We start from the raw sequence: 26847 nt of genomic DNA on the forward strand, positions 1-26847 counted from the left end.
ATCAAGGAGGACTGGGCGTGATAGGGCCGTGTAAGAGTAAGTTGCTCTAAGAAGCCATTGAGGATCAGAAGAGCGGACTTTTTCATTCTGTTGAGTAGGCTAAATTAATCCTGCATCGTTCCTGCTTGTAATCTATAATGAGAATAATACTCATATAGATATCGAGGAAGTGGCTTAATGCAGCACGAATTCAAATTAACCCGCATGCACGAATATATGGATCATTTATCGCTGGGGCTGGAGAGAAAACTGTCTCGTTCCAGTTGGGGACAACAACTGATCCTTCCGAATGAAATTGGAAATGGTACGATTCATCGCATGGTCATTCGTCCGGGGATGGAAGTGTTACTGGAGCGTTTAAGTCTGCATCAAAATCTGAGATTGAGGATCGACCAAGAGTGCCAGGTTTTGGGGTTAGTTTATCGCCTAAGCGGCGAAAGCTACTGTGAATGGAATAATGCCGTTTGTACGAATTCATCCGGTCCAGAGAGTACGGTGTTCTTTACCCATCACACCAAAGTCTATTTGGAGACAAGCTCAGCGATCCAGAACAATGCGATTAAGATTCGAATGAGTCCGGGTATATTGGATGCGTATTTTGCCGACGGGGAGGAGAATCGCAAACTGCGGCAGATGCTGAATGCATATAAAAACACGATTCGTGTCCAAGCCATTTCACCGGCTGTCCAAGCGATTTTGCAGGCGATGTGGGCGTGTGAATATGACGGGGCGCTGAAGCGATTGTTTATGGAAAGTAAGGTGCTCGAATTAGTCACCCTCTTTATTCATGAGCTGCCGAACTATGATCGGCTGAGCAAAGAATTAACGACACTCCGCCGCAGTGATCTGGAGAAGCTGCATAACGTTCGCAGGGTGATCGCCGAGCACTTGGATCACCCTATGTCCATTCAAGAGTTGGCGAAAATAGCGGGAATGGGCACAACCAAGCTAAAAGCAGGCTTCCGCACGGTATTTGATAAAACGATCTTTGAATATGTACGCGAACAAAGAATGCAAAAAGCAGCATGGCTGCTGGAGACGAATCGGATGAGGGTGTGCGATGTGGCCATGGTCGTTGGATATAGCAACCCGAGTCAATTCGCTGCCGCCTTCAGAAACCAATACGGTTGCAATCCAAGTCAATATGGTCAGCATCTTGAACGATAAAAACGGAATCCTTTACAATCGAAACGGATATGCATCGTCATCTGATGTATATCCGTTTTGCCGTCCTTAATAGGTGGCTGAGCGTCTTTCTCGGGTAGAGCTGAGCTATGAATGTATGTGATAATCGTTATCATTCATAGAGAGGGGCGCATAAGGATGGGAGTTAGACAAGGATTTATCTTTATTAGCTATTGTTTTGGTTGTAGTGATGTTGACCGGCTGTTCCGAGAATCGGCAGCTAGAGTCTGACATGGAAGAGGCTCGTATATTCAAGCATCCTTTAGGCGAAGTAAGGTTGACCGAAACGCCAAAAAGAATCGTGGCATTGGATTTCAATTACACGGAAGATCTGCTGGTGTAGCAGATATTGATTCTCCAACAGGCTTTAACACCTTGGTGAATATACAGCCTGCTTTGGGACCCGAGGTTGTAGATGTCGGTGGCCGGCAGGAGCCTAATCTCGAAATCATTGCCGAGCTTCGCCAGATCTCATTTTGACCAATGTGTACTTTGTTCAAAAGAACTATGAGAAGCTAAATGCCATTGCGCCGACCATGGTCTTCGATCCCTATCCACCGGAAGGGAAGGAGCAGTACGATGAAATGAAGGAGACTTTCCGTGTAATTGCAGATATGGTAGGCAAAGAGGCTGAAGCCGAGAAGCAGCTTAAGGATTTGCAAAAGGTGTATGATGAGGCCAAAGGGAAGCTGGAAGCGGCGAATCAAGCGGGAGCGAATGTTGTATTTGCCCAAATGACACCTGGTCAATCAGGTCCTTCCGTATGGTTGTTCACCGGTAATTCCCAAGGTGCGCGAATCATGAAAGAAATCGGATTACATCCCGTCTATCGTCCTGACATTTTTGAACAACGAGGCGTGACGGTGACAACGGTAGAAGCGTTAATGGATTACGAGGATGCTTCTTTGATTTATTTAAACATGGACAGCACAGGCGGATTGCAGGATCAACTGAAAGCCAATGCGTTATGGAACGAATTGGAGTTCGTCAAGCAGCAGCGTGTCTTTGCGATAGATCAGCGGATGTGGGCGTATGGCGGACCAATCAGCGCCAAGGGGCTTGTCAGTAAGGTTGTGAAGGCGTTGGCCGGGCAATGAAAATGAATAGGAAGGCCGTCATTGTGATAGGAGGAAGCGCCGTGCTTCTCGTGCTGCTCTTGTTGCTTCATCTCATGCAGGGACAAGTAGATATCAGCGTATCTGATCTGGTGCGTTCTCTTCTGGATGCGCAAGGATCGAGCGTTGATCAGGCTATATGGGGGCTGCGTTTGCCGCGGGCAGTTGCGGGCATACTCTGTGGAGCTGCGTTGGCTACCAGCGGTGTGCCGCTGCAGACCGTGCTCCGCAATCCGCTCGCATCTGCGAGCACGCTCGGCATTAATGCGGGGGCTTACTTGGCAGTCATTGCAGGAACGGTATGGAGTCCCTATCTGCTTCACCAGTTTTCATTTGTCTTTGCACTTGCTGGCGGTATTCTGGCGGCTGGCATGGCTTATGTGTTGGCCCGGGGTCATCGAGCTCCGCCGATTCGTCTGGTGCTGTCAGGCTTAATTGTCACCTTGTTGCTATCTTCGCTAACGAGTATGATGCAAATTTTGTATCTGGAAGATGCTAGCCACCTGTTCCTCTGGGGTTCGAGTTCCTTGATGCAGAACAATTGGCACGGCCTTCAGCTTGCATGGCACTGGATGGTCATTGGGCTAGCACTTGTTTTTCTTTCTGGCAAATCCCTTGATCTGCTGACGCTTGGGGAGGAGTCAGCAACTTCCCTGGGCCAGCGGATGGTGTGGACGAAGGTGGCAATGTCCGGAATCGCCATTACACTTGCCGCGCTCAGTGTGAGCCTTGCTGGTCCCATTGGGTATATCGGTCTGCTCGCACCGCATATCATTCGACTGACCGGCATTCGGCGGCACCGTTTGTTGATTCCTGCAAGCGCAATGCTGGGAGCTGGGCTTTTGCTCACTGCAGATTTGCTGACCTCTATGTTTCAGGCGACTTATGGCACGCTTCCTGTTGGGGCTGTGACGGCATTGCTTGGCGGCGCTTGGTTGGTCGTATTCGTGCTGCGCACGCACAAGAAGCGTCAAGGAATTGGTGGATTCGCCGGGATGCCCTCGATGTCTTCGGTTTCCAGCTTCAGAGCTAACAAAAGGCGAATGTTCACGGCCTATCTCCTACTGGGCTTGGCTCTGCTCGGCGTTACCCTATATGGTTGCTTGCATTCAGGACATTCCATGCTGACCATGGAGCAGTTAATCCAGACCTTATTAGGCCATGGGGAACCAACTCATCATTATCTGGTGTGGCAATTGCGTTTGCCGCGTATGGCTGCCGCCTGGCTTGGCGGTGCGGCGCTGGCGGTAGCCGGCTTATTGATTCAGAGTGCCGTGCGCAATCCGATGGCCGATCCATCAGTCATGGGGGTTACATCCGGCGCAGGTGCGGGGGTACTGGCCCTGTTGGTTATATGGCCTTATGCGCCGGGATGGCTGATGGGGTTATGCGCATTTGCTGGCGCGGTTATGATCTCCATCATTATTTTTGCAGCCGCTTGGCGCAGCGGTCTAGAACCCGGAACGTTGCTTCTGGCGGGGATCAGCATATCCGCAGTAAGTACAGCCGTCATTCAAATTCTGGTGCTGCGGACGACAAGCTTTACGGCTGCTCTCATCTGGCTTGCGGGCAGTACGTATGCACGGGGATGGACAGATACGCTTCCATTAGTCATCGTTTTTGTTCTTGTCGTCCCCATCGCCTGGTGGCTGGGAAAGCGCGTGGAATTATTGTCCTTTACCGACGAGGTTGCGACAGGAGTCGGACAGCACATCAAGTGGGATCGACTGCTGACGGCAAGCCTGGGACTATCATTGGCGGCGATCGTTGTAGCCACCGTAGGCACCGTTGGATTTATCGGATTGCTGGCTCCGCATGCGGCAAGACTGTTTACAGGAACGGCTCATCGCAGAACGATGGGGCTCTCTATGCTCATCGGTGCTTTGCTGCTGACAATAGCCGATGTTGTGGGACGTCTGGTTGCTGTGCCGAAAGAAGTCCCATCGGGATTGATGGTGTCGCTGATTGGGGCGCCATATCTGCTTTATCTGCTGTATCGAAACGGCCGTAGAGTCGGTTCATTGTAAGGCCACATTTATTAGTGTAGAGTAAAGAACTGGATGAATGATCTATGCTTCTGAAGCAAGAAAAACCGCAATTTGTTAAATTTTACGAGGAGTAAGTCCTAATCTGGAACTTATATGGTAATGTAAAAGAGTATATGCGCAACGCATAATACGTTCAGACATCGGAACGGGAAGAAGGAATTTGGTTATGAATAACGGATTAGTTAACGCTATTATCGCTTATATCATGTGGGGTGTTCTCCCGCTTTACTGGAAGTTGTTTAATGAGGTGCCAGCAGGCGAGATTCTATCACATCGGGTTGTCTGGTCGTTTGTCTTCATGGGTGTTCTCGTCGCCATTCAGCGCCGCTGGAGTGACATGAAGCGAATTGTGACGAGTCGATCGCTCCTGCTATCCCTCGCCGCCAGCGGACTGCTGATCGCTGCTAATTGGCTCATCTTCATCTGGGCTGTCAATAACAACCACGTCGTTGAGACAAGCCTTGGCTATTATCTGAACCCGTTGCTGAATGTGTTGCTGGCAGTCGTCTTCCTTCGTGAGAAGCCCAATCGTGGCCAATGGCTCGCGATTGCCGTCGCTGGCGCCGCGGTGCTTATCATAGCAATTGACTACGGGCGGTTCCCGTGGGTCGCGATCACACTGGCTGCGTCATTTGGCTTGTACGGCCTCGCGAAAAAGAAAATTGTTCAAGACGCTTCTGTAGGCTTGCTGTCGGAGACAGCTGTAGTTCTGCCTGTTGCGATCGGATACTGGGTCTATTTGGCCTCCACAGGAAAGGCGACGGCATGGACGCTGCCTCCGTCCATGTTCATCGAATTACTCCTTTCTGGCGTAGTAACAGCGCTGCCGCTACTCTTTTTTGCACGAGCGGCCGCTCGCATGCCGTTATCCACGCTCGGCTTCGTACAATACATCGGGCCGACGATCATGCTGTTACTGAGCGTATTTGTGTTCAAGGAATCGGTTTCGTCTGTCCTGCTCATCGGCTTTGCACTCATTTGGACAGCGCTTGTAATATACGCTACCGCATCGGTTCGCGGTACAAAGCTCGTCAAGGCGAGCTGATCGCAAGGAAATTTCAATAGAGTGCAGCTGAATAATTTATGTATCGAAGTAATATATGTTGGGTGTTAATGCAAGTTAGCCGTGGGCAAGGCTATTTCTCAGCGTCCGAAAGAGGTTTGCTCCCGTGAAGCCTTCGGTTATTTGGGAGCGCGATGCGGTCGTCTCGGGGGAAGGCAGGGGCTGCGTGCCCACTTTCATCGAGCGCAATACATGTCTGCGCCATAGCGATTCTATGCCGGATCGTCCTTGCCCATGGAGATCGCCTTTGGGCTGGAGAACCCCTCGCGAATCCTTTTCTGAGGAACTGTTGCACTTAGCTTGGCAATTCGTTAAATGTAAAAAATAAACGCTAGGGAAATAAACGCTAGGGAGGATCTATGATGCCTATTGAGACATCTAGATTAATCATTCGTGACCTCGTCATCGAGGATTGGAGAGATGTGCATTCATATGCGTCTAATCCTGAAGTAACTGAATTTATGCTTTGGGGACCAAACAACGAAGCCGAAACAAAATCATATGTGAACCAACAACTTGAAAAGCAACGAACAAATGACCGAACCGATTTTGAATTCGCCGTAATACTGAAAGATACCAATCAATTCATAGGTGGATGCGGAATGTATATTAAAGAGCTAAACGCTGAAATCGGTTATTGCTTTCATCCAGATTACTGGGGAAATGGGTATGCAAGTGAGGCATCAAAAGCGCTTTTAAAGTTGGCATTTGAAAAATTCAAAGTGCATAGAGTGTATGCAACATGTCGTCCTGGTAATATTGGTTCAGCGAAGGTGTTAACTAAAATTGGAATGAAAAAAGAAGGCCATTTAAGAGAACATATATGGGCTAAAGGGAAGTTTCATGATTCCTATTTATTTTCCATATTAGAGAGTGATTATAAAGCGTGATATGCAATCAGTTACAATATCCAGACAGGAGCTTCTATCCATGAAAGCTTATATAAGATATCCTCTAAATATGAAGTTAATGATTAGCATGTCAATTCTGGCTGTATTATGCATGTTCAATGTGTATACAGCTACTAACAGGACCTATAAGTTTCTTTTTTTAACAATTATTATGATCTGTCTGCTTATTAATATCATAGCTGCTGCAAGGAGATTTCTTAAACCCAGACTATTATTTCTCCATAGTGAAGTTTTGATTATTAATCATAATCAAATAGCAGCTAACGATATAAGGCGGATCTATATTCAAAGCGATTGCTTAATCGGAATAATGGGCAAAGAACAATAACATTGAGCTCAGCCATACAACATTTTTGAAATGGCTCTAAGGAAAGGAAAGTTATAAGTGATTGTGGCATATATAGGAGGGTGAGCAATGTTAGATCATCAAGAAATTTTGCCAATTATAAGAAGATTCGAAGAGAATGAGTTAGCGTATTCACTAGGTGGAAGTGGGATGTTATATTATTTAGGTTTAACCGATGCAGTAAATGATTGGGACTTAATAGTTGATTGTCCAAAGAATCTATTGCTTAAAGCTATAGACGGATATGATTGGATAGAGCTGGAAAGTGGAGACTACCCTTTTGCGAGTAAATACAGAATACATATTACTTCGTTAAGAATAGATATCATTGGTGGTTTTGCTTTTCATACTGGAAGCGAGCTCATTCAGTTACCTGTATCTCATGTTGTAAATAGATCATGGAGTGGAATAAAGGTATCCAGTCCTGAAATCTGGTATGTAGCCTATCATTTGATGGGAAGAGTAGAAAAATCCAATTTAATCTTAAATCACCTACAGGCATATAGAGACATTGTGGATAAACATTTAATAAGAAACTTGTTGAGGAATAAGGGGCTGAATCCTGAGATTCGAGAAGAACTTAGTAATTTGGTTCAATAATGCTGCCAATAAGCCGCGACTCCTCGGGTGTCCTTGGTCTGGTGGAGGTTGATGTATTGCAAGCGCTTCATCATACTTTTTTTGCCAAAGATAGACTTGGTGAATACAATAGCATTAGACAAAAGACCGAGAGCATCCTAATAAACATAAAATGAAATGAAGGAGGAGAAAGTATGACATTGATCGGACTTGTAAGACATGGAATAACCGATTGGAACTATGAGTACAGAGCACAGGGACACACGGATATACCTTTAAATGATGAGGGACGAAGACAAGCTGAATTGCTAGCTAAGAGGATGGAGAACGAGGAGTGGGATTACATCTATTCAAGTGACTTATCGCGAGCGCTCGAAACAGCACAAATGATAGGAAGAATCAAGAACATTGAAGTAAAAACCGACCCGCGATTAAGAGAAATGAACGGTGGACTGATTGAGGGAACCACTGAACAAGAAAGAGTTAATAAGTGGGGTTACGGCTGGTCTAAGCTAGATCTCGGCATAGAACCAAACGATGAGATCGTCGCAAGAGGAATGAAATGCATCATGGATATTTGTGAAAGACATCCCGACAAAAAAGTATTGATCATAAGTCATGCAGCCCTAATCGGACGGACCTTGAAGAAACTAATTCCGCATGTGGATACAGAGGTTCATCTCGACAATACATCGGTAACCATTTTAAATAAATCGCAAGTTAGATGGGATTGTGCACTATACAATTGTACTATTCACTTAACCGCCAAATAACATGAAACATATCCGAGAAGGTAATCCATCGACTAACTTTACATTTACATAGAAGGCTATCGTCACTTGGTCAATAGATTGGGGCAGTTGCCAAAAGGATTAATTTCAAGAAAAGAGGCATAACAAGATATGATAACAGGTAGAGTCAGGGAAATTCAAACGAATGATTATCATGATATTTATTTGCTGAATCAAGACTTCAATCCTAATTTGGGGCTATTTTCCGAAGAGAGAGTAAAAGAGAAAATTGAAATTATATGTAACAGAACGCAAGATATCATTTTTGTGTATGAACACAACGACGAGGTAATAGGATATATTCATGGAAATCCTTATGAATTGCTATTTTCCGATTCGCTAATTAATATATTGGGATTTGTCGTGAAAGAAGGCTTTAGAAATCTTGGGATTGGTAGCAGGTTAATAGATCGTCTTGAAGAATGGGCGAAAGACAACGGGTATGCTGGAATAAAGTTGTTATCCCATCCAAGTCGAAAAAGTGCCCACAGATTTTATAAAAATCGCGGGTATGTATTCACGAAGGACCAAATGAATTTTATAAAGAACTGGAATGGATAATAATACAACAACATGATCTGAGACCTGTGTAGAAGATAAGTTTAAAGCATTCTAATTAGATTAGGAGTTTGTAATAATGCTGAAGATTATGAATAGCAATGATGATAGATCAAAGAGTTATATCGAGAACAAGATGTTCGAATATAATATGGAGCACTTTCCAGCACACTTGCGGGGAAGATATCAAGAAATACAACTTTATCTTCAAGACGAGGAAGGTCAAGTTAGAGGTGGAGTTCTTGGGGAAACATGTTGGAACTGGTTGGAAATTCGTTATTTATACATAGATCCTGAGGTGAGAGGGCTAGACTGGAAGGGTGAAATCATAGGGTAGTTCTTAGATTAGCAATCCTTTTCAATTTCGAAGGAGGGTTAAGATGACCAGTTCAAACAATATCGTTGCATGGTGGAACAGCATTGCAGACCTTGAAGAAAATGATGTGGACGACGAACTAATTAATAGAATGCTGCGTTGGAAAGAGATCAGGCACAACCTTGATGGTGTCAAGACAATATTAGACATCGGTGGAGCCACAGGGGCATTTTCAATTCCATTAGCAAGGGAGGGATTTGATGTTACACATGTGGATATTTCTCCGAATATGTTAGATGCTGCAAGAGAGCATGCGAAGGGATTAACAAACATTCATTTCATCGAAGCGGATGCCAGTGACCTGTTTATGTTTAAAGATAGACAATTTGATCTTGTGTTGAATATGGATGGCGCAATTTCTTTTTCTGGACATAAAGCGGGCAAGGTTATTAGTGAAAGCTGCCGAGTATCGAATGGAAAATTACTCATTACCGTCTCGAATAAATCGTGTATGATAGCTACTTGGATGAATTATAGCCTAAAGTCTTTCAATAAAATGTCTCCTGCAGTATACGAAATGTTTGAAAACGGATATTGGAGTAAAGAGCAATTTGAAGAGAATGCAGACATGTTATGTACAATCCCAATGTTTAAGGCCTACACCACAGACGAGCTTGAACATGAGCTTACAGTGAATGGAATGAGCGTTAAGTTTTCAAGAAGTATTGGAACTCTCTCTCATTTATTTCTTATGCATTTGCGGAATAGCGAATCCAAAATAAATCAATTGCGTGGCGAAATTTTAAATGAATTCATTGAATTATGTGACAGATATGATAAAGAAGTGATGCCTAATGGACCAGGGTCGTTTAGAAGATCGGGAATAATTGCTCTGGCAGAAATCAAGAAAGCTAAGGGATGTCTGTAAACAACACTCCACTACGAAGGAAATGGGAGACTCTGCGATGAGAATTGATTTTGCGATCGAATCAGATGATGAGTATATTTTGTTAAAAGACAAGCACATACATAAGTCACTTATACGAACCAAAATCAATCAAAATGAAATTCTAATCATTAGAGATGCTGATCAAGCAATAGGGTGGATGAGGTACGGATTTTTTTGGGACAACACGCCATTCATGAATATGATATGGATTGATGAGGAGTACAGAGGAGCGGGGATCGGTAAGAAAGTTGTCCAGTATTGGGAAGAGTTGATGAGCCAAAAAGGATTTGAGTTGGTTATGACCTCAACACAGTCCAATGAAGAAGCTCAACATTTTTATAGAACACTTGGCTATAAAGATGCAGGTTGTTTACTGCTGGAGAATGAACCACTGGAAATAATATTGACCAAAAGTTTGACCAAGAATTGACGTTAGGTTAAATCACCTTTATTTGTATTTTTCGGTTCCAGTGGACAGGCAAAACGACTACTGGCTCTATTATCCGTGAGTTGCACAAATTAACTAATTATGGGGGGGGACTATTCAATGAGCGCAAGAGAAGATCAGGTAAAATGGAGAACAAGAGAAATTAAACGAGGTCTGGCAGGATTCCAAGAATTTTACTGCGTTAATGATGATCTGGTATATACGGATAGCTTCAATTCATTTAGTAATGATCTGTATATTTATAGGAACGAAGAGGATCGTTTTGTGTATCTTGTTGATAATGAAGATGGCTCTGAGCACAGGGTGACGCTTGAGAATCTGAAGAAGATCATTGAGAATATCGCCAGACGAGAGATCAATGATAAATATGAATTAGAAGAATTAGAGAAGTACTTCAACACGATAGACTAATGTGAAGTTGAAGTTTATATGTCATGACGGGTGACAGACTTGAGTGATGAGTGGGATACCCAAACATGTGCTCTTCCATTCCATGCAAATCGAGCAGGGAACAGCAAGCAACTGATTGAAGGACGACAAACATAGATCAGCAACGCAACAAGTAGTCCAGCAAACGTAGAAGCAGCAACGCGATAGTAGCCCATGGGTATCTGTCTCCATTGACTCCTATCGCACTGCTGTTTTGTTTATTACGCTATGCAGGTACTTGTTCCCCTTCGAATTTGTCCATTATCCTATGACTTGCCGTTCGTGGACCTTACGAAGTACGTATTAATACTGACGATGAATAATAAATCCGGCCAAGTGCTTCAGGAAGGGTACCTGTCTTGGTAAGTCGCGCAAGGCCTCCATGGCCAGACAGTAGTGCTCCCACATTTCTTGTCTCGCACCGTCCAGACCCAGGACAGATACGAAGGTGGAGCGCTGATTATCCGTGTCCTGACCGACAGGCTTACCGAGCACGTCCCCATCTCCTTCAACATCCAGCAGATCGTCCTTGATCTGATAGGCAATTCCTGCATGAAAGGCGAAGGTCCGTAGAACCTCGATCTCGGCTTCCTCCACTTGTGCCAGGATAGCGGGCATGACGAGTGCAGCTTCAAAAGCAATCCCTGTCTTGTAAAAGCACAGTGTATTTAACTGCTCCAGCGTTAATTGCTCGCCCTTGGAGTGCAGGTCCAGGCTCTGACCCATACAGATATCCTGCGCTTTACGTGAGGAATAACGGATGAGCTGCAGCACAGACTGTGCGCCAAAATGCTGTGTACTTAAGGCCGCCTGCTCCTCCGTAGCACGTTGCATCAGATAGATCCCGGTTAACTCGGCAGTACCGCTGCCGTATAGCCGGTGCAAAGTAGGGCGTCCGCGACGGGTATCCGCATTGTCCTGTGAAGGCAGGTCGTCGAAGATCAGGGAGGCAGTGTGCATGTACTCCAGGGACCTGAGCAGCGGAGCAATCGCGGACGCATCCAATCCGTATTCGTGCACACCCATGACGGAAGCCAAAATGGGCCGCAGCAGCTTGCCATCCCCGTTCAGGCTGTAGTTCACGGTCTGCATCAAGAGCTCGGAGATCGGTGGCTCATCTGTAGACGGGGCCAACGGAAGCTGGCTGCGAATCTCTTCACGGGTCTGTTCTACTCTGTCCTGGAAGAGGGCCTGCTCCTCACGGTCGCGCTTCAATGACTCGACCATCTGGTCTCGCAGCAGCTTATCGAAGAAATCCACATCATCCGCACGGGATACCAGCTCCTGCACATATTGGTGGAATTCAGCCGAGTCTGCGGTCCAGCGCTTCATCCACTCATCATATTGCTCCGCACCCAGACGCTCCTTGCGGCGCTTCAGACCGTTGATGGCCCGATCCAGGATAATCTCTCTCGTCTGCGGGTCAGCACGATACACCTGATGGATCAGATAGAAGATAACAGCCCAATATAGCTCATAGGGATTGATCAGATCCGGACGGGCTTCATGGTGCTGCAAATAATACGTATACGGTGTTACCGCACCTGCTGCCATGTCGTCGAACGCATCCGCAAAGTCGTCGGCTAATTGATTATAAAGACCATAATAGAAGGTGCGTAATTCGAAATCCTGATCCTCCGGTGCGCTAAGGACGGAGCGCACGATTAATCTGGAGGAGGCTGCCTTGAGAATGATCGGGAGATACAGATCCTCGTTGGAATAATGGGCGTATGACAATTCCTTGATGCGATCCCGTTGCTGGGATTCAAAAAATACATAAGCCTGCTCGAAGAACTTGATTCTTCGCTCCGGCTTCAGCTGCTGTCGGATATATTCGAATGCCTCGCTCAGCTCGGAGTGTACATAGCGGACCAGTTCGGCATTAGGGCCGTCCCATTGCTCTAGCTCAGGTACAGCCTCGGTCAATAGTGCGGTGCGAATCATGTCCGAATAACGTTCCTTTTCTGGCAGGCTTAGTACGGTAGAATCCAGCAAATCATCTATAAACGGATAGGTCAGCCCATACGAGTAGCCGAGGCGGATCGCCTCATCCAGCCTGCGTGTACGCTCTTCTAATGGCGTGTCCTCGTCTAGCTCATCCAGCACATGCTGCACGACACCGATGATGATCTTGATCAGCTTACGCTGGGCATGCTCTGCACTTAGTCCCTCCGGGATCATGGCGGCAGCGAGCTTGATTTTATCCATGACCCAGATTACCGCCCGTTCAACGCCTTCCTTCTGGGACCAGCGATACAGCGCAGTCCAGCTCAGGTCGTTAGCGAAGCTACCTGTCTGGTCCTTGTCCGGTCGCAGCAAAGTTTTCTTAATATCCGCAACAGTAGCCTCGATTCGTAGCTGGGTGCGGCTGTCTGTCAGATCCTTGCCTAGATCGCGCATGTACATGTACGAGACACTTCGCTGTAAATACGCATCCAGCTTACCCGCATGACGGAGCCACTGAATATACTCGCGTGGTGTGCGTAATGATGGCTTGGCAATCTGTGTCTTCAGGGTCTCGACGGTAGCCGTAATCGATTTGCGGTTTGGGAGGGACCAGTTAAGCCACCCGGCGCGTGACGAAGAGCCGTGTACATGCTCTGGCTGCCATTCCTTAAAATCCTGTGTAAGCGCCTGAATATATTCTTTGGTTATCATCTGTTCATTCAACCATGTAAAGTAGTGCCTTGCTTGCTGCTCAGACTGCTGGTAGCACGCCTCTGCCCGGTCCACAAATTCGTTGCTCATAGGTAATCCCTCTGTTTCTGTCATTAGTCACATTTCGTAGATGATTGAATTATACGCACGATCCAAGGGATCGGTTGCTAAATGTTACAGATTTTCCGATCGACCTCTGAGGCTATATACCTGCATATATTAAATTTATTGCATAATTAACGGTCTAACTATCCTTATCATACTGAAAAGCCTTCAGGAATGCGCATAGTAATTTTTGAACCCGAGGGTCACACGAGGGTCATAAGTATAGAGGACTATGTCTATAAGTTTCGTAATCGCTAGCATGTATGTATGAGTAGGCTCTAATGCACAAAAAAAGCCCCGAGGGGCTAGAGTATTATTGCGCTTTTTGAACGGTAGAGGTAGCCAACAGTATAGCATTGGTTGTTCCGCCCCCAAGATTATCGAACGAGTAGTTGGTGACAGGTACACCACGCAAGGTCACATCGTCGCCATCCAGGATGTCGCCTGTTTCGTTATTATAGATACCAGTAATGGAGTTGTCATTCTCGTCAATGATATGTATAAAGGCAATGGTTCCGTATGCGGATTCTTCCTCCGTAATTTCAAGAACATAACCACTTACAGTCACCATCGTGTCTAGATAAGGATTAATATTTTTGAAAAGATGTCTTGAAGACACGTTTTTGTCAACCAGCTTTGCAGCTTCTTTCTTGGCTTCAGCTGTAGTAGCCGGGAACAGATCGGCATGGGCTACGAGGAAATCATATGATTTTGGATCGAGAGTCTCTCCATCAACGAGTGCGGCATTTAATTCGTTCATTAAATCAGCGGCCATGGTATCTCCTTGCGCTTGAGGCACTTCTGCTGGTTCCTCGGCTACCGGCTCCTCAGCTAATGGCTCCTCAGCAGCAGTCTCAACAGCTGCTTGAGCTGCCGGTGCTTCCTGAGTCGTGGCTGGTGGCGTGGTCTGCTCTGAGCTGGTAGTCTCTGTCTTGCCACCACATGCGGTGAGCACAGCTGATAACGCGAGAACAAGTGTGAATAAAGTAATCTTTTTCAAAGAACCTCTTCCTTCTCTGTATCCCATCGGATGGGGAATTGGCTAATTTTATACTGTCACTAATACAATAGGCCAAAAAGACTAGTTTGTAAATATTTGTCGTATATTGTTTTTATATGACGACAAGAGCATACGTATTCTACTAACTGCCTTAGCACATGCCCATTCCTCACGACAATAGACAAAAATCCAGCTATAATAATAGTCATAAAAATGTAGTCAGAACAGGTGCCATATACCGTGTTGAAGATATGAGAGCGGGTGATTGTTTTGAAAGCAAAGCTCGAATATGGCGAGAATATATTAGTGGCAGTTATATTTAGAGACAAATGGGTCTGGTATGTCACCGAGAAGGAGTATTGGTTCCTGGATCTAGTAAAATTGGAGCATGCGTATTTGGCCGAAGGCTACGAGCTGCCTGATCAGGGGAATTATGCGTACCGTTACCATATTGGTATATTAGATGAACACACTGCTGAACGTTTTTTAGATGAGATCCGTGATTTTCAGGTAAGTACAGCAGAATTGAGTGAATTACTACTACATACAGTTGGGATGGAGTCAGATGTCGAAAGTCCTTTAACCGACTACCTACCTGCTCTGCTCGTTCATTTTGATGAAAAATATCTAATATCTGCTTATCCCGAGCCCGCCTCTTTTGAATACTATGTGCCAGCTGGCTGGGTTGGAACGTATGAGAGCTTCCTAGATCGAGTCCCCATTGTAGAGAGATACTGGATCATAAATAACAAAAACTACTTCCTTTGATGAATATTAAATTGGCATGCTAGAAGCTGCTCTATATAGAAATTTGATCTGGTTAAGGTATGTACATGAAAGTGAGGGTCTGGCATGAAAGAAAAGGCAGCGACACCAGAGCAATTAAGCATCTGCCGTAAATATGGTGCGGAATACATGGAGAGTGAAGCCCATCTGAAGGTGGGCATTGCCTGGAATGTGAAGGAGGGGCTTGAGCCAATCCATGGTCTGCGTCTTCTACCAGAAGGAGATACGACCGGCTGGTATATATGGGCGGACGAATATTCGGATGCCGATGATTTTTTTGCACCGCTGCATGTAGTTCATATTGATGAATGGGACCCCAAGATCAGGAAGTATCTCGGTCTTGCGCCAGGCTGGCGTTTTGTAATTGCGGAAGATTACGAGGATGTGTGGTTCGACGAGCAATTGCTGAACCAGGAATAGGTTACAAAAGGGTGACGCAGGGCAGTATAGTAACAGGTCTACCGATGATGCAAAGACCCTTGATGCCGCGACTACGCTAGACCACCATATGTCCAAGAGGAGCTAGCTCCTCTCTATCTGATCACTGTAGTATATTACCGCTGTAGTCAGCTGCACTTGCAAAGGAGATGTCTACGTAGCATACGTTTTCACCACCAGATTCATGGTATGTGTGGTGGTTAGTACGTCACAGTGTAATTGGTTCATTTGGCATATTGAATTTGGTATTTCTTATAGAGGAAGTTTATGTTAGTATATATAACACTAAAACTAAAGTGAAAACATGTAGCCTAACCATACATAATGTCAGAAATAGTGGGTGAAAGAGATACGAAGCTGGGTCAGAAATGAAAATGTGCAAATGACAATAGTCGCTTTTGCTACCGCCATTGGGGCGCAGTTCAAGATCAACCCTTTTCAGGAAGACTTGTTTCGCATTGGGCTCGGGGTAAGCATTTTTTTATTTTTTCTGTTAATGATGCCTCATTTGTCATATGTCAAGACAGGAATTCTGACGGGTATCGTTAGCTTCATCTTTCAGTCGATTGATTGGCTCGTTCAGACGAGCTCCCCATCCATTCTTGACGGCATGCTGAATAACTTCGGTGCAGGGTTATATTACATTGCTTTTGCCTATGCGCTCGGGATGCTGAAGGGTCGATTGCATATCTCTCAGCCCTTGCTGATCGGAGGCTGGATTACAGCCATTGATTTCGGTTCGAATATTCTGGAGCTGCTGGTTCGCGGAGTGCTGAGCGGCACGAATATATTTCATTTGCGGGAATGGCTGTACTTGCTTGTGGTAGCCGGACTGCGGAGTTATTTTGTCACAGGGCTGTACAATAGCATCAGCATTCGGCAGATGAGACTGATTCATGCGGAGCAGGAGAAGCGAATTGAGCAAATGCTGAATGTGAGCTCGGGGCTGTATGGAGAGGTATTTTATCTGCAGAAAGCCATGAATACGATCGAAGAGATTACAGCAGCAAGCTATGAGCTGTACCGTGAGCTGCAAGCCAGTGAGCTGAAGCAATATAGTCAACGTACGCTAGGCATTGCCCAGCAAATCCATGAGGTGAAGAAGGACTCACAGCGAATTCTGGCTGGTCTCGTGAAGCTCTACGATCGTGAGAAGATCGTGCATATGAGCTTGACGGAAATGCTCGATTTTGCAATTAAGGGAAATCTGAAATATAGCGAAATGTTGGGTAAAAACGTCCACATTCACAAGGAGCAGCAATATGACTGTGATTCTCCGCATTATATCGCATTGCTGACGGTGATGAACAATCTTATTGCAAATGCAGTAGAGGCTATCGATGATACGGGGGACATCCGAATTCAAGTCCTCGAACGGATAGACGATGTATATTTCATTGTGACGGATTCCGGTAAGGGAATCCCTGAGTCCAAGCAGGAAGTTATATTTGAACCCGGGTACACGACCAAATACAATGAAGCTGGCATAGCGGCTACGGGCATTGGCCTGTCCCATGTGCGTGATATTGTACATTCCATGGGAGGGCGCATTACGGTAGAGATGAAGCGGCACGGGCGAGGTACGACATTTGTGACTAGACTACCGAAGGCCAGCATTATGAAGGGGGGCAGTGCCGATGAAGCTTTCTATTATAATCGTGGATGATGATATCGTGAGCCGGAGCATGCTGGAGGACATTATCGAGGAGTCTTCCATGGGGGAGCTGAAAGGAACGGCGAACGGCGGCCTCGAAGGCACCCAGATGATTCTGGATTTGAAGCCGGATGTGGTGCTCATGGACCTGTTGATGCCGGATCAGGATGGAATTGAGACGATTGCCAAGCTCAAGGCGAATGACTTTACGGGGAAATTTATCATGATCTCGCAGGTTGAGAACAAGGACATGGTCGGCGCTGCCTACCAGCAAGGCATAGAATTTTTCATTCATAAGCCTATTAACCGTGTTGAGGTGGAGCATGTGCTCAGCAAAGTCAATGAACAGTGGAAGTATGAGCGCTATCTACTGGAGATTCGACAATCACTTGCAAAGCTGAACATTGGTGAATCTCCGGCTGCGCCCAAGATTCGTTCGGTCCGCGAGGTGTGTCGCCCGCTCTTGATGGACCTTGGCATTATTGGCGAGAACGGCAGTAAGGACATTATGGCCATGATGGAGTATATGATCGAGCATAAGCAGGTGACAGAGCTGCCTTCTCTTAAGGAGCTGTATGAAGCCGTTGCCCAGACCTATAAAGAGACGGATAAGGAGGTCGAGAAGGAGAGCAAAGCGATTGAGCAGCGTATTCGCCGGACCATTTTAGCCGCGCTGACAAATATGGCATCCATCGGCCTTACGGATTACAGTAATCCCAAGTTTGAGCATTATGCGCCGTTGTACTTCGACTTTCAGGATGTGAGAATGAAGATGAGAGCGATGGAGGAGGAACAGCCTGTAGATAAGGGGAAGGTCAATATCAAAAAATTCCTGCACGTATTCTATATGGAGACGCTGGAGAAAATGAACGGCTAGCGTGTCATTAATAAAATCTGATTTCAAATCCAAGCAGCATTTACGATGTATCTCGTGTGCTGCTTGGATTTTTTTGTTTTTTAATAACAAATAGAATTTTTATTGTTAGTTATAATGACTTTGCATGTTATTTATAGAGTGAAATCATGGATTTTGATTGTTTTTTTGAAGTTTTTCTGATGTGTGTCAATTTTAATTTCATAATTTGTGACTCTTATTTTTGTAGGATCATGTCGGTTGATGTAGGTCAGACACTAAAATACGTTCAAAGAAATGCCACATGTATAGCTTTCTCTCAGAAATCCTCAGGTCACATACAGAATCATAGAGAGACAAACGAACCTGACACGGGGAAGGCAAGGGAAAAGCAGATAGCTATACAGCAGGCGGAGTTCAGGCGGTCGAACGTTCGATCCGAACCTATACTAATCGGGAAAAGGGGTTATCACATGAAAAAAACAGTATCCATTATATTGACTTCGCTTCTAGCTTTGTCGCTAACAGCATGCGGTGCTGCGAATCAATCAAGTAGTGCAGGCAATTCTGAAAAGTATATCATCGGTACAGATGCAACGTATCCTCCTTTTGAATTCCAGCAGGATGGCAAGTATGTAGGTATTGATATTGATCTGATCCATGCGATTGCCGAAGAGGAAGGGTTCGAGGTTGAAGTCAAGCCAATGGATTTCAAGGGGATTATCCCGTCCATCACCTCCAAGCAGTTGGATGGTGCGATTGCAGGCATCAGCATTACGGATGAGCGCAAACAGATTGTAGACTTCTCTGAGCCTTACTATCAAGCAGGTCTTTCCCTGATTGTACACGAGGACAACACGGATATTACGAAGCCAGAAGACCTGAAGGGCAAGGTCATTGCGATCAAAAAAGGAACCTCCGGTGCAGTGAAGGCTGACGAGTTGGCGAAAACCTACGGAGCAACTGTGAAGTATTTTGACGATAGCCCGTCCATGTATCAGGAAGTAGCGAATAAGAATGCAGATGCTACTATTGAAGACTTTCCGGTCATTTCCTATAAGATTGCTGTGGACCCGAATTCCAAGCTTAAGATCGTAGGTGATCGTCTGAATGGTGATTTCTACGGTATTGCGGTTGGCAAGGGCGATGAGGAATTGCTAAATAAGATCAATAGTGGTCTTAAGAAAGTACAGGAAAACGGCAAATATGATGAGATTGTAAGCAAGTACCTGGGCACATCTGCTAAATAGAAGGGAATGTGTAGCTATTGAATTTCTCATGGCAAGTCATTGGTGACGCATTACCCATTCTATTACAGGGTACGCTCATCACATTGAAGATTGTAGTTATCTCCTTGATTTTTGCCTTCATTATTGGTCTGATCTCCGGCTTAATGAGCGTATCTACCAATAAGGTGCTGCGCTTCATCTCTTCGGTATATGTTGATTTGATTCGGGGTACGCCGCTGCTGGTGCAGGTATTCTTCATTTACTTCGGCTTGCCAGTGTTCCTGGATATGCGTATTCCCGCAGAAACAGCAGGGATTATCGCAATCAGTCTGAATGCTGGTGCCTATATCTCGGAGATATTTCGAGCGGGGATTGTATCGATCAGCAAAGGGCAGAGCGAAGCGGCTCGTTCACTCGGTCTGAACAAATTCCAGACGATGAGGCTCGTCATCCTGCCCCAGGCTACACGGCGGATGGTGCCAGCGTTCGTTAACCAGCTTATTGTCACGATTAAGGATACGTCCCTCTTGTCCGCGATCGGCATTACAGAATTGACGCAGAGTGGTGAGATTATTATCTCCACCAACTTCCGAGCGTTTGAGATTTGGGGAACGGTAGGTGTCTTCTATCTGATTATCATCTATATCTTATCCCGCATTTCCCGTGTTCTGGAGAGGAGGTACGTGGCGCGATGATCGTCGTACAAAATCTGAAAAAGCAATTCGGCGCCAACGAGGTGCTTAAGGATATTTCCACGACCATTCGTGAGAAAGAGGTTGTCTGTGTCATCGGTCCTTCGGGATCAGGGAAAAGTACCTTTCTGCGCTGCCTGAACCTGTTGGAGGAAGTAACGTCGGGCAAGGTGATTATTGGCGACGTAGAGGTCACCTCACCAAGCACGAATATTGATAAGCTTCGGGAGAACGTGGGTATGGTGTTCCAGCAGTTCAACCTGTTCCCGCATCTTACCGTATTGGAAAATATCATGCTTGCGCCGAAATATGTGAAGAAGCTGACGAAGCAGGAGAATGAGAAGACATCCATGAACCTGCTGGCGAAGGTAGGACTGGCTGAGAAAAGGGATGCATATCCTGAACAGCTGTCAGGCGGACAGCAGCAGCGTGTAGCGATTGCTCGGGCCTTGGCTATGAACCCGTCCGTGCTACTCTTTGATGAGCCAACCTCAGCCCTTGACCCGGAGATGGTGGGCGAGGTGCTTCAGGTCATGAAGGATCTTGCTCATGAAGGGATTACCATGATTGTGGTGACCCATGAGATGGGCTTCGCGCGTGAGGTGGCGGATCGCGTCATCTTCATGGATGGAGGCTACATTGTCGAGGAAGATGTTCCTGCACAGTTGTTCCAGCAGCCGAAGCATGAGCGTACACAGGCGTTTTTGAGCAAGGTGCTCTAAGTATTTTTTTGAATAACTTTTAAATAACCTCTTAAATAAATTCTTGAAAACCTTCTTGTGATCAAGGACTCATTCCGGCTCTCGGGATGAGTCTTTTTTCGTGGATATGCGTCTATAAGAACACTTGTGCTGCAAGGGGGAAGCAAGGTACACTATAGCTACAATAGATAAACTCTACTGATGATTGGTACTAATAAAGGCTTAACCATAAGATTTATAGAAAAGGCGGTACAGAAATGATTCCAGAGCTCATTCGGCAGCATTGGCCTGCATTCAGTGGAACTGCCAGCAAGCGGTCAGGTGGATGGAATAATACAACATGGTTCATACATAATGACAGCTGCTGCAGCGTGTTGCGGATCTATGACACGCATCAGGACAAGAACAAGATTCTGTTCGAGCATGCAGTATTAGCAGCGCTTCAACAGACAGGGCTGAGCTATAGAGTGCCTGCGCCGATTTTGACACAACATGGAGCAAGTCTGGTACAGCTTACGGACGGAAGTGGCAAATATGCCTGCTTGTTCAGCTATATTGACGGAGTCTCACCAAGGGGAGGCTATGCTGAGTATGCTCGTTCGTTGGGTGAGGCAACCGGGCAGCTGTCATGCTTGCTGGCTGACCTGAGTCTGGAGAGAACTCCTGCTTATCCGCCGTATTATAACCTGCTGCAATCTTATCCTTTATGCTCTCGTGAGCGAGTGCTGGATTTTTGTAGCCGTCCTCCTGTTGAACTGATGCACGTTCGGTCAGAGCTAGGACATTTGGCTGATACCTGTGTAGATATTTATGATGCCCTCCATGGTCTGGAGAGTTTTCCCCAGCAATGGGTACATGGGGATCTGAATGCCTCCAATCTGCTGCTACATCCAGAGCGACCCGCGCAGGTGATGGCACTGCTGGATTTTGAGTTTTGTACTCGCGATATCCGGGTAATGGAACCCGCGGTCATTCTGTCCAGTATGCTAGGAGAAGCGCAGGAACGCATTGCTATTCATGAATTCTGCCACGGCTACGTGCAGCATGTACATCTGCTTCCCGAGGAGGTAAGTGCACTACCGTTATTAATGAAGCTACGCAAGGCAGACGTATTCCTGCACTTTCTGAGTCGATTCTGGCAGCAGACAGACGGAGCTGACGTGCTCGCTGAGCAAGCGAGGCTGCTTTCGGAAGAGCTGGTGGTACTGGAGCAGAGCAGGATGTGGCTTGAGGATGAGCTTCTTATACTAAATGGATAATACTAGCAGGCTTGGACTGCAAATTTGCTGAAAGTAGCTGTGCTCGGTTATGCTGGAGTTGTGGGCTACAGCATCAGCAACTAGACAGGAGGAATTAACGATGAGAAAAAATGACAAGTATTTTATTGCAGGAGCGCTGGTTTTGGGTGCTGCCGTATCAATTATGGTCTATGCGGGCAAAAAATTCACATCCTTCAAGAGAGTGGTAGCCAACTATATTCAGGAAGAAGAGATTACGGCGCTGGAGCTGACCAGACTATCTTCCGAGCCAGGCGAGAAGCGTGATATTGTAATTACCGATCCGGAAACGATTCATGAAATTATGAAAGGTTTTAATGAGGTTCAACTGGTCAAGTCTGCCAAAAACATGAAATCAGATCATAAATTCAGCTACTACATCACGATTATTCAAAAGGATTTAAGACATCGTTTTGACATCATTCTTAAGAGTAGAGAGCATCTGATCATATACGATAACAATGCCAGCAAGCCTCGTCTGAATGCTTACAAGCTTAAGAGTCCTTTTAACTCACAGGTGCTGGAGAGGCAGTTTGAATGATTGAATCAGGTACACTAGGGTCAACGATCAAGAGAACAACTGCATTGCGCCAAATGAGATACTGGCTTGGCTGTAGTACTGCGACCTTACTGCTCGCGGGCTGCGCCCCAATCACACAGTCATTTGAGCAGGAGGCACCACCTGTACAGGCAGGGATATCAGAGTCAAATACGGAGCTGACAGAGCATGTCGATTCAGAGGCTGACCCAGAGATGTCCTTAGAGGGGACAGAGAACACGCTTACGGAGACAGCTGAGGCCGGGATTCAAGAGGAGGCTTCAGCTTCAACTCAAGATAATGCGGCTGTCGAGCAAGGAGCTTCTAATACAGCTGGAGAGGCTGGGTCGGAGGCAGTTGCTGCTCTGGACAAATCCGAGGTAGAGAAGATAGCAGATGATTATCGCACGGTCTTTATGAAGGTCGTCCGGGAGGCTGGACTCTATGATGGATCTCCACCCTATGCTTCTCTGAAGCAGATTGAGGCAGAGTTTGAGAGCGTGATGTCTCCCCAATGGGCAAAGACGTTAACCGCATTTTATTTTTATGAGGAAGATGGAATGATATGGTTGATTGCGACCGAGGCCCCGGTATGGCTAAACCAGGAAGAGCCCTACGAGATCGAGAACACGGAGCAGGATACTGTACTCGTCGTACAGGAATCACAAAATGAGATGCTGGGGCCGATTCGGCTCGTACTTGAGCTCAAGCAGACTGGAGCCGTCTGGCTTGTGGACAGACATACAGTAGAGTCGCTTGAATTATAAGCTTTGGGATCGTGGCAACCCCTGAAACAGGATCACAGCCAACGAGAAGGGTGTCAAATGCCCAGATGGAGGCATACAGTACAGGAAAGCAGATCAAGGAGGACTCGTATGATGATCGATCCTGTATTGCAATCCCCGAATCTGAGCCTGGCAGCGGATTCTACGTCAGTACTGAACTACAAGCTGGATTCATGCAATTATCTTACCCAACTCTTCGGAGAGCAGCTTCCGGCTATTCGTAATGGATTCTTCAATGTTCATATGTCCAAAGGGGTAATCGTTCAACCGCATTGGCATACGAATACGACTGAAATGATCTTCATGATTAGTGGCGAGGCCGTCACGGCGGTCTTCAATCCTTTTACCCGTAAGATCATGGCGTATTATTTGCGACCAGGGCAGGTATCCGTTCTGCCTAAAGGCTGGTTTCACTGGATCATTGCGGAGACCGACTGTGTTCACCTGCTGACCATCTTCGATGAGCCAAGTCCGGATGTCGTACTAGGCTCGGATTTTCTGCGCTGCACGCCTCCAGAGGTCATTGAACGGGCGTATTGCGCCTCAGCCGAGGACTATGCTCGTGCCGTAGCACCCATTCAGCAATCGGTAATTCTGGGCCCTCCCCCTGGCTGTATCTTGCCGCCGAAGCATGGACGCCCTGAGTATGATGAGGATCATAGCTAGTGTGATTCAAAAAGCAAGGCAGTGTTCACTTTTGCTGGGTAGTGTGCACTTCTGCTGCAATGGTAAGACGATGGCGAGAAGAGGCTGACTATCCCGTTATATTCGTAATGTCGCACACTCCATCATGCTCACACTCCATCATGCTCACACTCACTCAGGCGTCGCAGCGCTCCTACTGCGGATATAGTTCCTTGATCCATGATGTCAAGGTACTAGTAGCTCGGGTCCTGTCATGTGTGGGCATTGGGAGTGTCATTTCACATGACAATCAGTAAATGGATAAATACTCAAGATGGTTCCCAGCACGCTGAAGTGCAGCAAGCTGGTTTCCATATCTAAGGAGAAATCGTGAATGAATGAACAAGAGCACAAGGTAGAGGGTGCTGTCCGTCAAGGACCTGCCTATCTGTCAGGACTCGCCGTCCCCTACAATGCTGAGCAATGGATTGAAGAAGAGTGGACAGGTCAGTTCACCCCAGGTCAGAATCGCACACGCTTTCATATTCTGTATTATGGTGAACTGATGGAAGAGCTTATTGCAGGTACAGAGCAGGCTCCACAGCTCATCATCGCTGAAGATCCTGACACGCAGGAGCAGTGGGTGCTTTTTGATGGCTGCCGACATGGCTATGATTCGATGATGTGTGAGGATCTGACGGAGGCTCAACTGAACCGCCGTGGGCCCCTTCTTTCCTATGTGGATGAGGAAGGCGAGGACACCTTCGAAATCTACGTCACGGCCTATTACAACATCGACTGGGATGAAGAATTCGCAGATGAAGTAGATGATGAGGGCAATATGGAGCTTATCACAGGTGAGAAATGCAGCTTCGATGAGGTGAAACGCAATGGCTTTGATGCCATCAGCATCACCGTCGTGAATAGTCGGGGATTTCGAACGGAGCTACTGCAGGAGGAATTGGCCTAATTCCTTGCAGGAGATTGAGCAGTTAAGGAGAACTGTTCAGTATAGAAATATAAAGGATAGATACAGAGGAGGGCCACCATGCAGGAGATGGACAAGCTGATTGCCCAATTGGATACACTGCTTCAGGAAAAGGCACAAGACCCTGAGATTCGTGAAATGTATGAGGACTATGTTCGTCAGTCCGGTGCAAGCGAGCATGAACTGATCCAGTTTGAGAAGGACTTTGGAATTCGCCTGCCGGAGGACTTTCGTGCATTTTACCGACAGAAGAATGGCAGTGGCTACCACTTCCATGTGCTCTATCCGGGTAAAGAGCAGCCGGATGCAAGATATCCACCCTTTTATCTCATGTCACTGGATGAAATGAGAGAGGTCAAGACGTATTTTTGCAGCGAGGACGAGCCGTTAGAGCAATATTTTACTCCAGAGGAGATTGCTGAGCTTGAGCCCGAGCTGCAGCCGTTTCTTTCCCATAGCCGCTGGTTCCCGTTTGCCACGATGGCAGGGGGATCATTGTATCTCATGCTGGACTTCTATCCCTCGGAGCAGGGAACTCTAGGACAGATTATATGCTATGTACATGATCCAGATTTTATCTATTATATTGCCCCAAGCTTCAGCGATATGCTGCGTGATTCTAATCGAAATCTGGGGCAGAAGACTGCGATTGAATATTGACATTCTGGCATACGCCCTATGCCCTCTCAATATTCGCTCCACCGCTTGCGATAGGCTAGGGGAGTCAACTCCTCCCGGGCCTTGAACAGATTAATGAAATGACTGGGATTGTCTATGCCAACCTGTGCTGCAATCTCTGTAACGGTTAATTCGGTGTGCTTAAGCAGATTTTTGGCCGCTGTAATGCGATGAAGAATGATATATTCCTGCAGCGATATCCCGATGTAACGTTTGAATTCGCGAGAAAGCACGAACTTGCTGCGGGAGTATGCTCTAGCTAGCTCCTCCAGCGTGATTCTCTCCGTATAGCGCTCCTCAAGCTCCTGTTGCAACAAGGAGATGTACGGTGGGGGGGCATGGTCTTCATGGATGTGCTGATCAGGATACAGCAGGAGTAGGGTCAATAGCTCAGTAAGCCGCTGTGAGGCTATTGCTTCCGCCCGAAGTCCCTTTTCCTTCTGGATCACTAACAATCCCTGCAGTATTTCACCAATTCCTGAATCCTCTCCTACGTTCAGCACTGGTGGCTTATGAAGGCTATATTGCTGATAGTATCCTCCGATCGAAGACCCATTGAGATGTACAAATGCAACCTCCCAACACGCTTCTCCGACTGCTTCATATTTTTGATAACTCATACAGTCGATGAACAGGACCTGATGACGGTTCACTTCATATCGCTCTCCCTGATAGGTCAAGACTCCTTTTCCCCTCAATGTATAAATAATCAGGTAAGAATTCAGATGCTCCCGTTCGGTGAAATAAGGATGAAAGGTATGTAAATGCCCCACTTCCTGAACATAGAAAAACATAGATTTGGCTGCATCCGAAGGTGTGCACACCTTCATGATGGAATCGGATGTCCATACGTGCTGTTTCCTCTCCCAAAAGCTACTCAATGTTATGCTCCTTCCTCAATTTGCGATAAGTAGGTCAATATCCTTTGATCTTTGCTCAACATCCTGCGATGACGTCAGTCGAGGTAGCGTTTACAATAATGGCTGTAGCATTATTATTCCATATTATTTTTCTTGGGTAAACACGGGCTAAATCAACCGAGCAGAAGATATGAAATGAAGCCAATGATCTATTCATATTCACGCTTGGTTTTAGCATGCAGC

The 26847-nt window shown here is 46.3% G+C and carries 29 protein-coding genes and 1 pseudogene; 26 read left to right on the forward strand and 4 right to left on the reverse strand.

Going from position 1 to position 26847, the window contains the following annotated elements; all coding sequences use genetic code 11:
- Positions 1-177: 177 nt before the first annotated feature.
- The 7 genes and pseudogenes from MKX74_RS11580 (at position 178) to MKX74_RS11605 (ending at position 7268) form a co-directional block, all read left to right on the forward strand.
- The gene (locus MKX74_RS11580; protein WP_341178453.1) at positions 178-1167 is read left to right on the forward strand and encodes an AraC family transcriptional regulator; all 990 of its coding nucleotides are present in this window, start codon (positions 178-180) and stop codon (positions 1165-1167) included.
- A gap of 503 nt (positions 1168-1670) precedes the next feature.
- Entirely contained in the window at positions 1671-2282 is a 612-nt protein-coding gene (locus MKX74_RS11585; RefSeq protein ID WP_341180565.1) for an ABC transporter substrate-binding protein, read from the forward strand.
- Complete coding sequence (locus MKX74_RS11590) at positions 2279-4327, forward strand: iron ABC transporter permease (RefSeq protein WP_341178454.1); 2049 nt, start codon at positions 2279-2281, stop codon at positions 4325-4327. The genes MKX74_RS11585 and MKX74_RS11590 overlap by 4 nt, the downstream gene beginning before the upstream one ends.
- A gap of 187 nt (positions 4328-4514) precedes the next feature.
- Positions 4515-5393, forward strand: coding sequence for an EamA family transporter RarD (gene rarD, locus MKX74_RS11595; protein ID WP_341178455.1), 879 nt, complete (start codon positions 4515-4517; stop codon positions 5391-5393).
- Positions 5394-5465: 72 nt separating this feature from the next.
- A pseudogene (locus MKX74_RS28210) lies at positions 5466-5637 on the forward strand (IS30 family transposase); the annotation flags it as partial.
- 133 nt (positions 5638-5770) lie between these two features.
- On the forward strand, positions 5771-6301 hold the full coding sequence (locus MKX74_RS11600) for a GNAT family N-acetyltransferase (protein ID WP_318842598.1): 531 nt from the start codon (positions 5771-5773) through the stop codon (positions 6299-6301).
- A 436-nt stretch (positions 6302-6737) separates the two neighbouring features.
- Complete coding sequence (locus MKX74_RS11605) at positions 6738-7268, forward strand: hypothetical protein (protein ID WP_028592507.1); 531 nt, start codon at positions 6738-6740, stop codon at positions 7266-7268.
- Here the strand turns inward: MKX74_RS11605 and MKX74_RS11610 are convergent.
- Positions 7262-7390: a hypothetical protein gene (locus MKX74_RS11610; RefSeq protein ID WP_341178456.1), complete on the reverse strand. Its 129-nt coding sequence runs from the start codon at positions 7388-7390 to the stop codon at positions 7262-7264. The genes MKX74_RS11605 and MKX74_RS11610 overlap by 7 nt on opposite strands.
- Before the next feature lie 51 nt (positions 7391-7441).
- Between MKX74_RS11610 and MKX74_RS11615 the strand changes: the two genes are divergently transcribed.
- The 6 genes from MKX74_RS11615 (at position 7442) to MKX74_RS11640 (ending at position 10720) form a co-directional block, all read left to right on the forward strand.
- Positions 7442-8020 carry a histidine phosphatase family protein gene (locus tag MKX74_RS11615; RefSeq protein ID WP_341178457.1) on the forward strand — a complete coding sequence of 193 codons (579 nt, stop codon included), beginning with the start codon at positions 7442-7444 and terminating at the stop codon, positions 8018-8020.
- A gap of 129 nt (positions 8021-8149) precedes the next feature.
- A complete protein-coding gene (locus MKX74_RS11620) occupies positions 8150-8599 on the forward strand; it encodes a GNAT family N-acetyltransferase (protein WP_341178458.1) in 450 nt (149 codons plus the stop codon).
- 76 nt (positions 8600-8675) lie between these two features.
- Positions 8676-8933, forward strand: coding sequence for a hypothetical protein (locus MKX74_RS11625; RefSeq protein ID WP_341178459.1), 258 nt, complete (start codon positions 8676-8678; stop codon positions 8931-8933).
- A 43-nt stretch (positions 8934-8976) separates the two neighbouring features.
- Positions 8977-9840 (forward strand): class I SAM-dependent methyltransferase, encoded by an 864-nt coding sequence (locus MKX74_RS11630; protein ID WP_341178460.1) that lies wholly within the window; start codon positions 8977-8979, stop codon positions 9838-9840.
- A gap of 37 nt (positions 9841-9877) precedes the next feature.
- A complete protein-coding gene (locus tag MKX74_RS11635) occupies positions 9878-10291 on the forward strand; it encodes a GNAT family N-acetyltransferase (protein ID WP_341178461.1) in 414 nt (137 codons plus the stop codon).
- 117 nt (positions 10292-10408) lie between these two features.
- Positions 10409-10720 carry a hypothetical protein gene (locus MKX74_RS11640; protein WP_028592514.1) on the forward strand — a complete coding sequence of 104 codons (312 nt, stop codon included), beginning with the start codon at positions 10409-10411 and terminating at the stop codon, positions 10718-10720.
- 321 nt (positions 10721-11041) lie between these two features.
- On the opposite strand, the gene MKX74_RS11645 is transcribed toward MKX74_RS11640, so the two are convergent.
- Positions 11042-13486 carry a polyprenyl synthetase family protein gene (locus MKX74_RS11645; RefSeq protein ID WP_341178462.1) on the reverse strand — a complete coding sequence of 815 codons (2445 nt, stop codon included), beginning with the start codon at positions 13484-13486 and terminating at the stop codon, positions 11042-11044.
- A gap of 328 nt (positions 13487-13814) precedes the next feature.
- The gene (locus tag MKX74_RS11650; protein ID WP_341178463.1) at positions 13815-14501 is read right to left on the reverse strand and encodes a hypothetical protein; all 687 of its coding nucleotides are present in this window, start codon (positions 14499-14501) and stop codon (positions 13815-13817) included.
- A 270-nt stretch (positions 14502-14771) separates the two neighbouring features.
- Between MKX74_RS11650 and MKX74_RS11655 the strand changes: the two genes are divergently transcribed.
- From MKX74_RS11655 to MKX74_RS11715, 13 genes are all read left to right on the forward strand, one after another.
- Positions 14772-15269 (forward strand): hypothetical protein, encoded by a 498-nt coding sequence (locus MKX74_RS11655; RefSeq protein WP_341178464.1) that lies wholly within the window; start codon positions 14772-14774, stop codon positions 15267-15269.
- Between the two features lie 84 nt (positions 15270-15353).
- Positions 15354-15707 carry an immunity protein Imm33 domain-containing protein gene (locus MKX74_RS11660; protein WP_018883048.1) on the forward strand — a complete coding sequence of 118 codons (354 nt, stop codon included), beginning with the start codon at positions 15354-15356 and terminating at the stop codon, positions 15705-15707.
- 400 nt (positions 15708-16107) lie between these two features.
- Complete coding sequence (locus MKX74_RS11665; protein WP_018883047.1) at positions 16108-17391, forward strand: sensor histidine kinase; 1284 nt, start codon at positions 16108-16110, stop codon at positions 17389-17391.
- A complete protein-coding gene (locus MKX74_RS11670) occupies positions 17363-18256 on the forward strand; it encodes a response regulator (RefSeq protein WP_018883046.1) in 894 nt (297 codons plus the stop codon). Before MKX74_RS11665 ends, MKX74_RS11670 begins: the two co-directional genes overlap by 29 nt.
- A gap of 449 nt (positions 18257-18705) precedes the next feature.
- Positions 18706-19482, forward strand: coding sequence for a transporter substrate-binding domain-containing protein (locus MKX74_RS11675; protein ID WP_018883045.1), 777 nt, complete (start codon positions 18706-18708; stop codon positions 19480-19482).
- A gap of 17 nt (positions 19483-19499) precedes the next feature.
- Complete coding sequence (locus tag MKX74_RS11680; protein ID WP_018883044.1) at positions 19500-20156, forward strand: amino acid ABC transporter permease; 657 nt, start codon at positions 19500-19502, stop codon at positions 20154-20156.
- Positions 20153-20875 (forward strand): amino acid ABC transporter ATP-binding protein, encoded by a 723-nt coding sequence (locus MKX74_RS11685; protein WP_018883043.1) that lies wholly within the window; start codon positions 20153-20155, stop codon positions 20873-20875. The genes MKX74_RS11680 and MKX74_RS11685 overlap by 4 nt, the downstream gene beginning before the upstream one ends.
- 236 nt (positions 20876-21111) lie before the next feature.
- The gene (locus MKX74_RS11690; protein ID WP_018883042.1) at positions 21112-22113 is read left to right on the forward strand and encodes a phosphotransferase; all 1002 of its coding nucleotides are present in this window, start codon (positions 21112-21114) and stop codon (positions 22111-22113) included.
- 100 nt (positions 22114-22213) lie between these two features.
- Complete coding sequence (locus MKX74_RS11695) at positions 22214-22672, forward strand: hypothetical protein (RefSeq protein ID WP_018883041.1); 459 nt, start codon at positions 22214-22216, stop codon at positions 22670-22672.
- Positions 22669-23436 carry a hypothetical protein gene (locus tag MKX74_RS11700; protein WP_341178465.1) on the forward strand — a complete coding sequence of 256 codons (768 nt, stop codon included), beginning with the start codon at positions 22669-22671 and terminating at the stop codon, positions 23434-23436. The genes MKX74_RS11695 and MKX74_RS11700 overlap by 4 nt, the downstream gene beginning before the upstream one ends.
- A 108-nt stretch (positions 23437-23544) precedes the next feature.
- Positions 23545-24120 (forward strand): cupin domain-containing protein, encoded by a 576-nt coding sequence (locus MKX74_RS11705; RefSeq protein WP_018883039.1) that lies wholly within the window; start codon positions 23545-23547, stop codon positions 24118-24120.
- A gap of 352 nt (positions 24121-24472) precedes the next feature.
- Positions 24473-25048 carry a hypothetical protein gene (locus tag MKX74_RS11710; protein ID WP_341178466.1) on the forward strand — a complete coding sequence of 192 codons (576 nt, stop codon included), beginning with the start codon at positions 24473-24475 and terminating at the stop codon, positions 25046-25048.
- 78 nt (positions 25049-25126) lie between these two features.
- A complete protein-coding gene (locus MKX74_RS11715; RefSeq protein ID WP_018883037.1) occupies positions 25127-25726 on the forward strand; it encodes an SMI1/KNR4 family protein in 600 nt (199 codons plus the stop codon).
- Between the two features lie 26 nt (positions 25727-25752).
- Here MKX74_RS11715 and MKX74_RS11720 read toward each other — a convergent pair whose 3' ends face one another.
- Entirely contained in the window at positions 25753-26574 is an 822-nt protein-coding gene (locus tag MKX74_RS11720; protein WP_341178467.1) for a helix-turn-helix transcriptional regulator, read from the reverse strand.
- Between the last annotated feature and the right edge of the window lie 273 nt (positions 26575-26847).

It is taken from the genome of Paenibacillus sp. FSL K6-1230, assembly GCF_038002385.1.
Taxonomy (GTDB): Bacteria; Bacillota; Bacilli; order Paenibacillales; family Paenibacillaceae; genus Paenibacillus; species Paenibacillus massiliensis.

What these genes read in the sequence shown, in the direction of transcription:
- MKX74_RS11580 (WP_341178453.1), top strand. Translation starts at nt 178, where the DNA reads ATGCAGCACGAATTCAAATTAACCCGCATGCACGAATATATGGATCAT.
- MKX74_RS11590 (WP_341178454.1), top strand. Translation starts at nt 2,279, where the DNA reads ATGAAAATGAATAGGAAGGCCGTCATTGTGATAGGAGGAAGCGCCGTG.
- rarD (WP_341178455.1), top strand. Translation starts at nt 4,515, where the DNA reads ATGAATAACGGATTAGTTAACGCTATTATCGCTTATATCATGTGGGGT.
- MKX74_RS11600 (WP_318842598.1), top strand. Translation starts at nt 5,771, where the DNA reads ATGATGCCTATTGAGACATCTAGATTAATCATTCGTGACCTCGTCATC.
- MKX74_RS11605 (WP_028592507.1), top strand. Translation starts at nt 6,738, where the DNA reads ATGTTAGATCATCAAGAAATTTTGCCAATTATAAGAAGATTCGAAGAG.
- MKX74_RS11615 (WP_341178457.1), top strand. Translation starts at nt 7,442, where the DNA reads ATGACATTGATCGGACTTGTAAGACATGGAATAACCGATTGGAACTAT.
- MKX74_RS11620 (WP_341178458.1), top strand. Translation starts at nt 8,150, where the DNA reads ATGATAACAGGTAGAGTCAGGGAAATTCAAACGAATGATTATCATGAT.
- MKX74_RS11625 (WP_341178459.1), top strand. Translation starts at nt 8,676, where the DNA reads ATGCTGAAGATTATGAATAGCAATGATGATAGATCAAAGAGTTATATC.
- MKX74_RS11630 (WP_341178460.1), top strand. Translation starts at nt 8,977, where the DNA reads ATGACCAGTTCAAACAATATCGTTGCATGGTGGAACAGCATTGCAGAC.
- MKX74_RS11635 (WP_341178461.1), top strand. Translation starts at nt 9,878, where the DNA reads ATGAGAATTGATTTTGCGATCGAATCAGATGATGAGTATATTTTGTTA.
- MKX74_RS11640 (WP_028592514.1), top strand. Translation starts at nt 10,409, where the DNA reads ATGAGCGCAAGAGAAGATCAGGTAAAATGGAGAACAAGAGAAATTAAA.
- MKX74_RS11645 (WP_341178462.1), bottom strand. Translation starts at nt 13,486, where the DNA reads ATGAGCAACGAATTTGTGGACCGGGCAGAGGCGTGCTACCAGCAGTCT.
- MKX74_RS11660 (WP_018883048.1), top strand. Translation starts at nt 15,354, where the DNA reads ATGAAAGAAAAGGCAGCGACACCAGAGCAATTAAGCATCTGCCGTAAA.
- MKX74_RS11665 (WP_018883047.1), top strand. Translation starts at nt 16,108, where the DNA reads ATGACAATAGTCGCTTTTGCTACCGCCATTGGGGCGCAGTTCAAGATC.
- MKX74_RS11670 (WP_018883046.1), top strand. Translation starts at nt 17,363, where the DNA reads ATGAAGCTTTCTATTATAATCGTGGATGATGATATCGTGAGCCGGAGC.
- MKX74_RS11675 (WP_018883045.1), top strand. Translation starts at nt 18,706, where the DNA reads ATGAAAAAAACAGTATCCATTATATTGACTTCGCTTCTAGCTTTGTCG.
- MKX74_RS11685 (WP_018883043.1), top strand. Translation starts at nt 20,153, where the DNA reads ATGATCGTCGTACAAAATCTGAAAAAGCAATTCGGCGCCAACGAGGTG.
- MKX74_RS11690 (WP_018883042.1), top strand. Translation starts at nt 21,112, where the DNA reads ATGATTCCAGAGCTCATTCGGCAGCATTGGCCTGCATTCAGTGGAACT.
- MKX74_RS11695 (WP_018883041.1), top strand. Translation starts at nt 22,214, where the DNA reads ATGAGAAAAAATGACAAGTATTTTATTGCAGGAGCGCTGGTTTTGGGT.
- MKX74_RS11700 (WP_341178465.1), top strand. Translation starts at nt 22,669, where the DNA reads ATGATTGAATCAGGTACACTAGGGTCAACGATCAAGAGAACAACTGCA.
- MKX74_RS11705 (WP_018883039.1), top strand. Translation starts at nt 23,545, where the DNA reads ATGATGATCGATCCTGTATTGCAATCCCCGAATCTGAGCCTGGCAGCG.
- MKX74_RS11710 (WP_341178466.1), top strand. Translation starts at nt 24,473, where the DNA reads ATGAATGAACAAGAGCACAAGGTAGAGGGTGCTGTCCGTCAAGGACCT.
- MKX74_RS11715 (WP_018883037.1), top strand. Translation starts at nt 25,127, where the DNA reads ATGCAGGAGATGGACAAGCTGATTGCCCAATTGGATACACTGCTTCAG.
- MKX74_RS11720 (WP_341178467.1), bottom strand. Translation starts at nt 26,574, where the DNA reads ATGAAGGTGTGCACACCTTCGGATGCAGCCAAATCTATGTTTTTCTAT.